The organism is Oscillibacter sp. UBA6647, assembly GCA_002455655.1.
Taxonomy (GTDB): domain Bacteria; phylum Bacillota; class Clostridia; order Oscillospirales; family Oscillospiraceae; genus Oscillibacter.
Genome location: DKLF01000094.1, coordinates 7,815 through 18,767, shown reverse-complemented (window position 1 = coordinate 18,767; position 10,953 = coordinate 7,815). Strand labels below are relative to the sequence as shown.

The following is a 10,953-nucleotide window of genomic DNA, read 5'->3' as shown; positions in this document are numbered from 1 at the left end:
CAGAAAGATATACGTCTCCGCCTGCTGGATATGGGCAATCAGATCGTCAAAAAATTCCATACCGTCGCCAAAATATTTGGCGGAAGTCCTGTTGTAAAGCAGAAAGTCCCGCTTTTGGAGATAGGCCGCCACGCGGCCCATGGCCGCGTCCTTCCGGGTGAGCTTCGCCACGTTGTTTTCGCTTTGGCGGCGGGCGCTCTCCCGCTCGGCAGGCGGCGGAACCTTTTTCAGGCTCAAGGTCTTTGCCTGATGGGTGCCGCCCCACAGAAAGAACAGCAGCATACCGGACACCGGCAGCACCAGCAGCAGGCACAGCCAGCTAAGCTTATAGCTGGGGCTTCCGGAGCGGAGAAACACGCTCACAGCCATCACCACGCCTATCAGCTCCAAAATCGCATAGGCAAGGCTGGCATGCTCCTTCAAAAGCCGCGTCAGCAGCAGCGTCACCACAATCTGCACCAACACCGTGAGCACGCACATGGCAATGCTGGACACGGCGGAAATGCGCCGCTCAATTCTCTGGCTGCGTGCCTGTCTGTCTCCTGTCCGGCGCATAAACCGCTCCCTTCCTGTCAATCCGGCGTCTCGCCTTGGCGGCGTACCGCTGTGCCGATCCCCGTCGGCCTCATCTGCTCTGCTTCAGCAGGTCGTGCTGGATGTCCCATACCTTCCGGGACAGGTCCACATAATATTTATGGGGATAGTCGAACCGCTTCACCTCGTCCCACAGCGTGTCCACCTGCTGGGCACAGTATGCCCGGATATCCCCCAGCTCCGGCTGGCGGTACACCAGCTTTCCTCCCAGATAAATCGGTTCCTGCAACTCCCGGGCAGTAAAATTCGTCAAAGTTTTCCGCTTCCATGTGGCCATCGGGTCAAACAGCTCCAAGGGTTTTGTGTCGTCCAAAACCTCGTCGTGAAGACAGATATAGTCCGCTTCCGCCTTCCCGGTGGCCCGGTCGTACAGCCGATAGGTCTTCTTAAAATGGGGAATCGTAATCTTTGCGATATTCTCGCTGACCTTGATTTTGGGAAGGATGTTCCCCTCCTTGTCCTCCACCGCCGCCAGCTTGTACACCCCGCCGAACACCGGCTCGCTGCGGGCTGTAATCAGCCGCTCGCCCACGCCGAACATGTCGATTTTGGCCCCCTGCTGCACCAAATCCTGAATCAGATACTCGTCCAGCGCGTTGGACACGGAAATCTCGCAGCCCGGCCAGCCCGCGTCGTCCAGCATCTTGCGGGCCTCCCGTGTGAGATACGCCATGTCGCCGGAATCCAGCCGAATGCCGCATTTTTGGATACCCAAGGGCCGCAGCACCTCGTTAAAGGCCCGGATCGCGTCCGGCACGCCGGATTTGAGCGTGTTGTAGGTGTCCACCAGCAGCGTTGCATTATTGGGATAAAGGCGGCAGTAAGTCTGAAACGCCTCATACTGGCTGTCAAACATCTGGACCCATGCATGGGCCATGGTCCCCCCGGCGGGAACGCCGTAAATCTGGTCGGCAATGGCGCAGGCCGTTCCCCCGCAGCCGCCGATATAGGCGGCCCGTGCGCCGGTGATGGCGCCGTCCGTCCCCTGCGCGCGGCGAGAGCCAAACTCCAGCACCGTGCGCCCCTTGGCAGCGCGGACAATGCGGTTTGCCTTGGTGGCAACCAGACTCTGGTGGTTCACAGCCAACAGCAAAAACGTCTCGATGAGCTGGGCCTGAATGGCAGGGGCCCGGACGGTAATCAGCGGCTCCTGCGGAAAAATTGGAGTTCCCTCCGGGATGGCGTACAAATCGCCGGTGAAGCGAAAGTGCTTCAAATAGTTCAGAAAAGACTCAGAAAACAGCTTCCGTCCCCGGAGATAATGAAGGTCCTCCTCTGAAAAATGCAGGTCCTCGATGTATTCGATCACCTGATCCAGTCCCGCCGCCAGAGCAAATCCGCCCTGATCCGGCACGCTACGGAAAAACACATCGAAATAGGTAATCCGGTCCTGAAAGCCCGTTTCAAAGTACCCGTTTCCCATGGTCAGCTCATAGAAGTCACAAAGCATGGACATATTGAGTTTCCCGCGGACGCTCATATCGCACCTCAAACGTACTCCGTCAAAAACGGAGGTAATTGCATAGATTATAGCGCTCCCTGCCGGGGAAAGCAATGTTTTCCGCATTTTTCCTCAAAAGTTTGTCGACTCTTTGAATTGACAATCCCGCGCTTCTCCCCTATGATACAAGCATATTTTATAATGGCGGGCATATGACCGCGCGCCGCGTCCGCATTTGAAAGGAGCCAGAGGCATGGGCCTGATTCTGGGAATCGATATCGGCGGCTCCACCACAAAGGTTGTGGGTCTGGACGAGCAGGGAACCGTAATATCCATGCTCCGCGTCCGGGCAGAGGACCAGCTTACGTCGTTATTCGGAGCGCTGGGAAACTATCTTGTCAGCAACCACATGTGGCTGGACGATGTGCAGCAGATTGTGCTCACCGGCGTGGGCGCTTCCTATGTGCAGGAGGATATCCACGGCATCCCCACCTGCCGGGTGGACGAATTTACCGCCAGCGGCACCGGGGCACTGGCGCTCTCCGGCCAGTCAGAGGGCGTGGTGGCAACCATGGGCACCGGCACGGCCTTTCTCTGGGCAAAGGACGGAAAGGTAGAGCACCTGTGCGGCAGCGGCATCGGCGGCGGCACTTTGGGCGGCCTTTGCCGCAAGCTGGTGGGCGTGGAGCGGTTCGGCCAGATCAAGAAGCTGGCCGTCGGCGGGGACCTCTCCCACGTGGACTTGCGCATCGCGGATATCGTCACAGAGGCCGCCAAAACCCTGCATCCGGACATGACCGCCGCAAACTTCGGAAATCTGGCCGAGGACGCCTCTCCCGCGGACCTTGCCGCCGGGACGGTGAATCTGGTGCTTCAGGCCATCGGCACCATGACGGTGCTGGCCTGCCGCTGCTGCGGGACGGACACCGTCATTCTCACCGGCTCCATGACCACGCTGGATCAGGCGGAGCCTGCCTTTCAGGTATTTGAAAAGCTGTACGGCATCCGCTATATCATTCCCGAAAACGCCACCTTTGCAACCGCCATCGGCGCGGCGCTGTGCAGTATCAAGCAAAAAAGCTTCGGCAGTTTGGACTGACGCTTTTCCTTGGATGTTCCACAATCTTCCTTAATCGTCTCCGGCGCGGAGGCCTTTTGGCCCCCGCGCTTTTTTGCGCTTGAACATGGCCCGGCTCTGCTGTTTTTCACAAATCCGGGCGGCAAATTTAAGTGCATTTTTCACAAGCCGGGGTTTGACAGGTGGGCGGCGTTATGCTACTCTAACCTTACAGAGTTACCGTTTACTAACTCTAGAACCGAATTACGTCGAAGGGACGCGTATAAGATGCAGTTGGATACCTTACCCATCGGCCAAAGGGCCGTCATTACCGCCGTGGGCGGACAGGGCGCGCTGCGGTGCCGCCTGCTGGACATGGGGCTGATTCCGAAAACCGTGGTGCGGATTGAGCGGGTGGCCCCTCTGGGGGACCCTATGGAGCTGTTGGTACGGGGCTACTCCCTGTCCCTGCGCCGGGAGGACGCCCGGAACATCGAAGTGGAGGTCATGCCATGATCTTTGCTTTAGCAGGAAATCAAAACTGCGGTAAAACCACGCTGTTTAATCAACTCACCGGCTCCAACCAGCACGTTGGCAATTTTCCCGGCGTGACGGTGGACCAGAAATCCGGGATTATTCGGGGAGAGAAGGACTGCACGGTGGTGGATTTGCCGGGCATCTATTCCATTCGGCCCTACACGCCGGAGGAGATTGTCACCCGGGACTTCATTCTGGGAGAGCGGCCCGACTGCATCATCAACATCGTGGATGCATCCAATATTGAGCGAAATTTGTACTTAACGCTTCAGCTTATGGAAATGCAGATTCCCATGGTTCTGGCGCTGAACATGATGGACGAGGTGCGCAAAAATGGCGGCACCGTCAATGTGGCAGGCATGTCCAAAGCCTTGGGCATTCCGGTGGTTCCCATTTCCGCCGTGAAAAACGAGGGCGTGAGCGAGCTTGTGGACGCGGCGGTGCAAACCGCCAAGCGCCGTACACTTCCCGCCGTCAAGGATTTTTGTCCTCCCGGCCCCGTCCACCGCTGCATCCACGCGGTGGCCCATCAAATCGAGGACCATGCGCAGGCCGCCCGCATCTCCGTCCGTTTCGCCGCCACCAAGCTGATCGAGGGCGATTCAGACTTCGCCGTGCGGCTGGAGCTGGACCAGAACGAGCTGGAGCTGATTGAGCACAGCATCACGGAAATGGAGACGGAGCGCGGCATGGACCGCAACGCAGCTCTTGCCGACATGCGCTATGAGTTTATTGAGCGGGTCTGCCGCGACACGGTGGTAAAGCCTTCTCAATCTGCCGAGCGGGCAAGAAGCCAGCGAATTGACCGGGTGCTCACCCACCGGATTTGGGCGCTGCCCATCTTTTTCGGCGTGATGCTGTCTATTTTTTATCTCACCTTCAACGTCTTGGGCGCGGTCCTTTCCAACCTTCTGGCAATGGGCATCGACGCGCTGGCCTCCATCGTGGACCGAACGCTGACGCAGTACGACCTGAATCCCGTGGTTCACTCTCTGGTGATCGACGGGGTGTTTGCCGGAGTGGGGAGCGTGCTGTCCTTCCTGCCCATTATCGTGGTGCTGTTTTTCTTTCTCTCCATTCTGGAGGACACAGGGTATATGGCCCGGGTAGCCTTCGTCATGGACCAGCTTCTTCGGAAAATCGGCCTGTCGGGCCGCAGCATCGTGCCCATGCTGGTGGGCTTCGGCTGCTCCGTCCCCGCCATTATGGCCACCCGGACGCTGGCCTCCGAACGGGACAGGCAGATGACAATTCTGCTGACCCCCTTCATGAGCTGCTCTGCGAAAATCCCCATTTACGGCGTGTTTACCGCCGCCTTTTTCCCCGGAAAGGGCGGGCTTGTAATGTCTTCGCTGTATCTGATGGGCATTCTGGCGGGCATTTTGGCGGCAAAGCTTTTGGGCGGCACGGTGTTTCGGGGCAACCCCGTCCCCTTCGTCATGGAGCTTCCCAACTACCGTTTCCCCTCGCTTCAAAGCGTTGGGCGGCTTTGCTGGGACAAGGCAAAGGATTTTTTGGAAAGGGCCTTTACCGTCATTTTTATCGCCACCCTCGTTGTCTGGTTTCTCCAGACCTTTGACGTGCGGTTCAACGTGGTGGACGACAGCGCGGACAGTCTTCTGGCTCTGACGGGGGCGGTGCTCTCTCCCCTGTTTGCCCCGCTGGGCTTTGCGGACTGGCGGGTATCCACCGCGCTGGTCACCGGCTTTATCGCCAAGGAATCTGTTGTGTCCACGTTGGGCGTGCTTACCGGGGCGGCGGGCAATGTTGCCGAGGCCTTGGGCGGACTGTTCACCACCGCTTCCGCGGTCAGCTTTTTAACCTTTACATTGCTTTATACTCCTTGCGTTGCGGCGATTTCTGCCGTTCGACGGGAACTTGGTTCCGGTTGGAAGGCGGCGGAGGTGGCTGTGGGACAGTGCGCCGTGGCGTGGCTGGCGGCCTTTGTGGTTTACCGGCTGGTCCTGCTGCTTTGAAACGCAGCGCTCCGCAAATTTTTCGAGGAGGGCGGTTTATGCTGGAATTTTTGATTCTTCTGGCGCTGGCACTCTGGCTTGCGGCGGCGCTCCGCTTCCGGCATCGGCATAAGGGCGGCTGTGCCGGGTGCGACGGCTGCTGCGACCGCTGTGGCCGCAGCGACAACTGCGACGACTGCAACAACCAAAAGCCCTGACCTTCTGCCGTCCTGCTTGCGCTCATTTTCACCTTATTCGGCCTTCGCAGCCCTGTTTACAAAAAGTTTTATGCAGCACAGTCCCCTTCCTGCGCAGACTTACAAGGTGCTTCGCAGCGTGTGACAGCTAAGACCGACATCGGAAATTTTGCGATTCTCTTTCAAGCTTTCCACGCAAAGTAAGGCTCCCGGGGACGAAACGCCCCCGGGAGCCTTGTGCGCTATTCCCCGCGCAGCGTGGTTTGCAGATATGCCCGCATCTCCGGGCCGGACCGGACGGCCCGGGCACCGTTAATCAGGGACTGCTTTTCCGCCTCGGGTAAGGCAGAGAAGCGCTCCATGGCGGCCACGTCCTGCGCCAGCGCCATCCCCATGCCAAGGGGCAGCTCATTGGTATCCATTCGCATCACCTCTGGAGAAGTTTTCCCGGCAGGAGAAAAATCATGCGCGCCAAAGGCTGTTCTCTAAACACAGCCTGCGGTCGGCTATGTTTTTCCCTGCCCTGTTCCGTCCAAGGGCTTACGGGGTTGGGACAACAGCTCCAGATCTCTGAAAATCCCCGCTTCCAGATGCTCATATTCCGCCGCGTTGCCCACCCGGCGCAGCTTCTTGGCGTATTTGTCTCCATCCTCAAACAGGTTGATGAGGTAAAACCACAGTTCTTTCATCCGCTGGGCCGCGAAGCCGGGATAGCCGTAAGCCGTTCGATACCCCTCGTAGAGCGTCCGGACGTAGGTGCATATCTCCTCCCGATTGGCGGGGGGGCCGCCCCGAAGCTTGCGGGGCAAGGCCGGGTCCGCAATGATTCCCCGCCCAATCATCAGCGTGTTCACGGCGGGAAAACGCCGGGAAAATGCCGCCACATCCTCCTGCGTCACCAGATCGCCGTTATAGGTCACAGGAAGGCGGCTGGCAGCAAGCGCCTCGGCAAACGCGTCAAGATGCACCTCTCCCCTGTAAAACTGCCCACGCAGGCGAGGATGGATCATCAGCTCTTGAATGGGATAGCGGTTAAAAATTTCCAAGAGCCTTCCAAATTCCGCCGGGTCGTGATAGCCGATGCGGGTCTTCACCGAAACCGGCAGACAGACGCTTTTAAACACCTCTTCAAAAAATGCGTCCAGCTCTTCCGGGCGGAGGAGAAACCCCGCACCCTTGCCCTTCGCCGTCACAGTGCCGGAGGGGCAGCCAAGATTCAGGTTTACCTCGTCAAAGCCCAGCTCCCGCGCCTCCTCCGCCGCCCAGAGAAAATCCTCCGCCCGCTTCGCCATGATCTGCGGCACGACGGGAACACCGATATTATTTTCAGGAGAAAGGTCCCGCAGCTCCTTCGTGGTCAGCTTCCGTTCCGGCGTGGGAGAGAAAAAGGGCGTGAAATACCGGTCCGCCCCACCGAACATCTGCTGATGCGTTTTGCGGAACAGCCATGTGGAGATTCCCTCCAGCGGCGCGGACTCAATGCGCAGCATCTCTATCACAGGTGTTCCTTGCAGCTCAGCTCCTCCGCCTCCAGAGCGAACATCCGCACCCGTTTCAGGGCCTCGGGGGGGAGCTCCGGCTTTTCCCCGGTTTTGTCGGTATAGTGGGCCATCAGGCACTGCATGGCGTGCAGCTTGTCTGCATCATCCATAACCTCATAGGTCCGTCCCGTGCCGATCACGCTCTTATACATCGCCGTGTAGTTGCAAGCCTTCTCCCCCGGCACCACCTGATGTCCGCAATCCAGCTCAAAGCCCGCCTTTTCCCCTCTGGCAAGGAGTTCCACCTTACGTCCCTGGCCGGCGGAGTGGAAATAAAAGGTCAGCTTGCCGTCCTTCTCCTCATAGCCGAAGTTCAGAGGAACAATGTAGACCTCTTCCCCGTCGAAAAAGCCTACACGGCACACCTCGCACTCGTCCAGAACCCGATGGATTTCCGCCCGATCCGTCACCTGACGGTCCTTTCTGCGCATCTCATGCATGACAATCCCTCTTTCCCGTCCCGCGTTTTTCGCGGTAAATTTTCGCAGTCTAGTCTATCAGCTTTCCTGACCGCCGTCAAGCGGCGCAAGGGCCATGCTCCGGGGTGTCATGCGGGGCCGATTCCTGTAAAATAATTGATAAATTTTTAAAAAGTTGAAGCATTTTATTCCTTCACGCCGTATTATCATCAGACGCAAGGGAGGTGTCCGCCGGTGTGCATATCATGACAAATCAGGAATTTACCGCGCTGGTGGCGGACTATGAACGGCTGGTCTACACCGTTTGCCACCGTCTGGTGCGGGACGGAGCGGCAGCGGAGGACTTGACGCAGGAAACCTTCCTCTCCGCCTATGCCCACCGGGATCGCTGCCCGGCGGGCTTTGAGCGGCAGTGGCTGGCCAGAATTGCCGTGAATAAGGCGAAAGACCACCTCCAAAACGCCTACGCCCGCCACACCCTTCTCCCCGGCGATGAGTTCATCCCGCCCGGCCTGTCTCCCCCTGCGGAGGAGTTGGCCATCGCAAACAGCGAGCAGGCCGCCATGACACATATTATCGAAAATCTCCGGGAGCCTTACCGTCAGGTGTGCGTTCTCCATCTTTTACAGGAGCGCACGCCCGAGGAAACCGCACAATGCCTGGGCAGGCCGGTGAAAACCGTCCGCACCCAGATTTCCCGGGGAAAGCTGCTGATTCAGGAACAGTGGAACAGGAGGTCGTCCCATGAATACATTTGATTCCGGCGGGCATCTGACGGACGATGCCCTGCAAGCATTTTTGTCCGGCGGACCGCTCACTGAGCTTGATCGGCTGGAAATTGCGGAGCATCTGGACTTCTGCGACACGTGTCTTCTGCGTTCCGTGGAGCGCCTGCCCCGCGATGCACTGCTGGCTCCCGCGCATTCCTGTCAAAATACGCTGTGGCCGCGGATTCGCCGCCGCAGCAACCGGGAGCTTGCCGGTCGGTTTGCCACTGCCGCCGCCGCCATTGCCATCGTCGCCAGTTTGTGGAGCTTCAACGTCTTCGGCGGGCTGGTCACAAGCTCCGCCGCATGGTCGGACTCCGCCCTCTCCGCCCTCCGTCAAGCAGATTTTCCCCAGCAAGCGCAACAGCTTGACAGAACCATAGGCGACAGCCTTTCGCGACTTAACGAGCTGTTCTCCTTTGGCGGAAGAGCCGGAAATTAAATAAACCAATCCCAAATTTAAGGAGGGCTTTTTCATGACCCGTAAAAATCCGTTTCTGCTGTTTTTATCCGCTTGCATCCCCGGCTGCGGGCAGATGTATCAGGGCTACATGAAGCGTGGACTGTCTCTCATGTCCCTGTTCGCTGTGATTATCGGCCTTGCCACCTGGCTGTATTTCGGGCAGCTCGCGCTGGCGCTGCCTGTTTTGTGGCTGTATTCTTTTTTTGACACCTATAACCTCTCCCGCGCTTTGCAAAACGACGAAGCGGAGCCGGACGCCTACCCTCTCGGCATCTCCCTCATGGACGGGGAACAGTTTTCCCGTCTTTTGGCGAAGCGGCACAGTCTGGTGGGCTGGGTGCTGGTGCTTGCGGGGCTATACGGTATGTGGGGGATGGCGGCACGTCCTATCTTCGACTTTTTCTCAGAGCAGTTCGGCATAAATCTACACTGGCTGACTTACCAGATGCCCCAGCTAGTCCTCTTCCTGCTGATTATCGCTCTTGGGGTATGGTTTATCCGGGGCCCGAAGCCACGCCCCGAGGACGACGGCTTCACCGGCTTCACCCCTCCCTGCGACGCGGCGGAGGAAAAAGCGGCGCCAAACCCCGCTGCCGCTTCCGACAGCGCCGAAAGCCGCGCCCCGGAATACCGGGCGGTTTCCGATGAAGTGTCCCGCATTCTCCGCCATGAAAAGGCCGCCGGAGCGGAGGTTGGCAAACCTGCCCCATGGGAGAGCGGTATCGACAAAGAGGAACGCCGCGATTCCATTGAAGAGGAGGACACGCATAATGACGGAAAATAATCTTGCAAATGCCCCTGCGGCAGAATCAGGTCCCATCCCTGCGCCAAAGCCCGTCTCCCCCCGGGAGCGTCGGGTGGGAACGTTCACCTTCGGCGTAACGCTGGTGGCGGCGGGCCTTGCCATGACGGCGGCGCTGTTTTATCCCGCGCTGGATCTGCGGGTTTTCCTGCGGTTCTCCCCGCTCGTGTTGATTCTGCTGGGAACTGAAGTCCTTCTCTCCTCTCGAAAGGCGGGGCGCATCAAATACGACTGGCTGGGGATGCTGCTGAGCTTTTTTCTGGTACTGCTGGCGCTGGGCGTGTTCTTCGCCTCGTGGGCCATGCTTCACTTTCAGGATGAAGTTATCCACTGGTAAGCATTCCGTTCCGACGGCGCTTGAAAAAGCCCTCCGAACCCGTGCGGTCTTTATACAGGCCGCACGGGTTTTTTTCGGCGTTCACCTGCGGATTTTGCCAAGGCAATTTGGGAAAAATGATTGTCACGGCGCTCCAAGCGTGATAAAATTGCTGCATAATGAGTAAACAAGCAGGAGGCAGTCTCATGATTACGATGGCACAGCGCATTCAGCAGCTCCGGGCCGAGCGTGGCGTCAGCGCCCCGGCGCTCTCCGCCGCTCTGGGTCTTCCCCGAACCGCCGTGGAAAAATTTGAAACCGGGCGTCAGACCCCCACACAAGACCAGCAGCAGAAGCTGGCTTCCTATTTCGGCGTCTCCGCCTTTTATCTGCGAGGCGAGAGCGACGACCGCACCCAGATGTCCGACTGGATGGACGGCGCGTTTATGGACGAGCCGGCCCCGGCTCCCGCAGCCGCACCCGTCCGCCCGGCGAAGAAGGCGGCTCCCGCCGAGGACGGCTCGGTGTTCGACGCGTTTTTAAACAGCAAAAAGTTTCAGGAACTTCTCCGTGCCACTGTACTGGACGTTCTCCGCTCAAGCGAGGGGCAGGCGTTGATTGAAAAAGCAGCCCGCAAGGCGGGCGGCAGATAAAAGGAGCGCGGGCGATGCGAAAGCTCTTGCCTCTGGACCGGGTAGACGAAGTCCGGGACCAGATGGACAAAAAGGTGCTGGATTATCTCCGGCAGGGAAAAACGGAGGCATTTGAGGGGTTTGCAGACTTTTACCTGCTGGCCTTCGACTGGTACGACGTGTCTTCCGAAGAGACAGGCACCGAAAAAATCCTGATTTATCTTGATAAAGA

Annotated in this window: 15 protein-coding genes; 10 read left to right on the top strand and 5 right to left on the bottom strand. The window is 58.5% G+C overall.

Annotation, left to right across the window (positions count from 1 at the left end):
- On the bottom strand, positions 1-555 hold a 555-nt coding region (locus B2W96_RS06705), incomplete at its 3' end, for a PLDc N-terminal domain-containing protein (RefSeq protein WP_293009511.1).
- Positions 556-625: 70 nt separating this feature from the next.
- Entirely contained in the window at positions 626-2,050 is a 1,425-nt protein-coding gene (locus B2W96_RS06700) for a nicotinate phosphoribosyltransferase (protein WP_293009510.1), read from the bottom strand.
- Positions 2,051-2,288: 238 nt separating this feature from the next.
- Here B2W96_RS06700 and B2W96_RS06695 point away from each other — a divergent pair, with 238 nt between their 5' ends.
- The 4 genes from B2W96_RS06695 to B2W96_RS06680 all read left to right on the top strand — a co-directional run bounded on the left by B2W96_RS06695 (position 2,289) and on the right by B2W96_RS06680 (position 5,802).
- Positions 2,289-3,134 carry a BadF/BadG/BcrA/BcrD ATPase family protein gene (locus B2W96_RS06695; protein WP_293009509.1) on the top strand — a complete coding sequence of 282 codons (846 nt, stop codon included), beginning with the start codon at positions 2,289-2,291 and terminating at the stop codon, positions 3,132-3,134.
- Between the two features lie 246 nt (positions 3,135-3,380).
- A complete protein-coding gene (locus tag B2W96_RS06690; protein WP_293009508.1) occupies positions 3,381-3,608 on the top strand; it encodes a FeoA family protein in 228 nt (75 codons plus the stop codon).
- Complete coding sequence (gene feoB, locus B2W96_RS06685; protein ID WP_293009507.1) at positions 3,605-5,605, top strand: ferrous iron transport protein B; 2,001 nt, start codon at positions 3,605-3,607, stop codon at positions 5,603-5,605. Before B2W96_RS06690 ends, feoB begins: the two co-directional genes overlap by 4 nt.
- A 38-nt stretch (positions 5,606-5,643) precedes the next feature.
- Positions 5,644-5,802 carry a hypothetical protein gene (locus B2W96_RS06680; protein ID WP_293009506.1) on the top strand — a complete coding sequence of 53 codons (159 nt, stop codon included), beginning with the start codon at positions 5,644-5,646 and terminating at the stop codon, positions 5,800-5,802.
- 221 nt (positions 5,803-6,023) lie between these two features.
- Here the strand turns inward: B2W96_RS06680 and B2W96_RS06675 are convergent, their stop codons facing one another.
- From B2W96_RS06675 to B2W96_RS06665, 3 genes are all read right to left on the bottom strand, one after another.
- Positions 6,024-6,203, bottom strand: coding sequence for a hypothetical protein (locus B2W96_RS06675; protein WP_293009505.1), 180 nt, complete (start codon positions 6,201-6,203; stop codon positions 6,024-6,026).
- A gap of 84 nt (positions 6,204-6,287) precedes the next feature.
- Positions 6,288-7,271 (bottom strand): tRNA dihydrouridine synthase, encoded by a 984-nt coding sequence (locus tag B2W96_RS06670; RefSeq protein WP_293009513.1) that lies wholly within the window; start codon positions 7,269-7,271, stop codon positions 6,288-6,290.
- Between the two features lie 5 nt (positions 7,272-7,276).
- Positions 7,277-7,762 carry a pyridoxamine 5'-phosphate oxidase family protein gene (locus tag B2W96_RS06665; RefSeq protein WP_293009504.1) on the bottom strand — a complete coding sequence of 162 codons (486 nt, stop codon included), beginning with the start codon at positions 7,760-7,762 and terminating at the stop codon, positions 7,277-7,279.
- Between the two features lie 224 nt (positions 7,763-7,986).
- Here B2W96_RS06665 and B2W96_RS06660 point away from each other — a divergent pair, with 224 nt between their 5' ends.
- The 6 genes from B2W96_RS06660 to B2W96_RS06635 all read left to right on the top strand — a co-directional run.
- Positions 7,987-8,499 (top strand): RNA polymerase sigma factor, encoded by a 513-nt coding sequence (locus tag B2W96_RS06660; protein ID WP_293009512.1) that lies wholly within the window; start codon positions 7,987-7,989, stop codon positions 8,497-8,499.
- Positions 8,486-8,950 (top strand): hypothetical protein, encoded by a 465-nt coding sequence (locus B2W96_RS06655; RefSeq protein ID WP_293009503.1) that lies wholly within the window; start codon positions 8,486-8,488, stop codon positions 8,948-8,950. The genes B2W96_RS06660 and B2W96_RS06655 overlap by 14 nt, the downstream gene beginning before the upstream one ends.
- Before the next feature lie 34 nt (positions 8,951-8,984).
- Positions 8,985-9,755 carry a hypothetical protein gene (locus tag B2W96_RS06650; RefSeq protein WP_293009502.1) on the top strand — a complete coding sequence of 257 codons (771 nt, stop codon included), beginning with the start codon at positions 8,985-8,987 and terminating at the stop codon, positions 9,753-9,755.
- Positions 9,742-10,110, top strand: coding sequence for a hypothetical protein (locus B2W96_RS06645; RefSeq protein ID WP_293009501.1), 369 nt, complete (start codon positions 9,742-9,744; stop codon positions 10,108-10,110). The genes B2W96_RS06650 and B2W96_RS06645 overlap by 14 nt, the downstream gene beginning before the upstream one ends.
- Before the next feature lie 185 nt (positions 10,111-10,295).
- A complete protein-coding gene (locus B2W96_RS06640; RefSeq protein WP_293009500.1) occupies positions 10,296-10,742 on the top strand; it encodes a helix-turn-helix domain-containing protein in 447 nt (148 codons plus the stop codon).
- A 14-nt stretch (positions 10,743-10,756) separates the two neighbouring features.
- Positions 10,757-10,953, top strand: a 197-nt coding sequence (locus B2W96_RS06635; RefSeq protein WP_293009499.1) for a hypothetical protein, incomplete at its 3' end; no start/stop codon positions are given.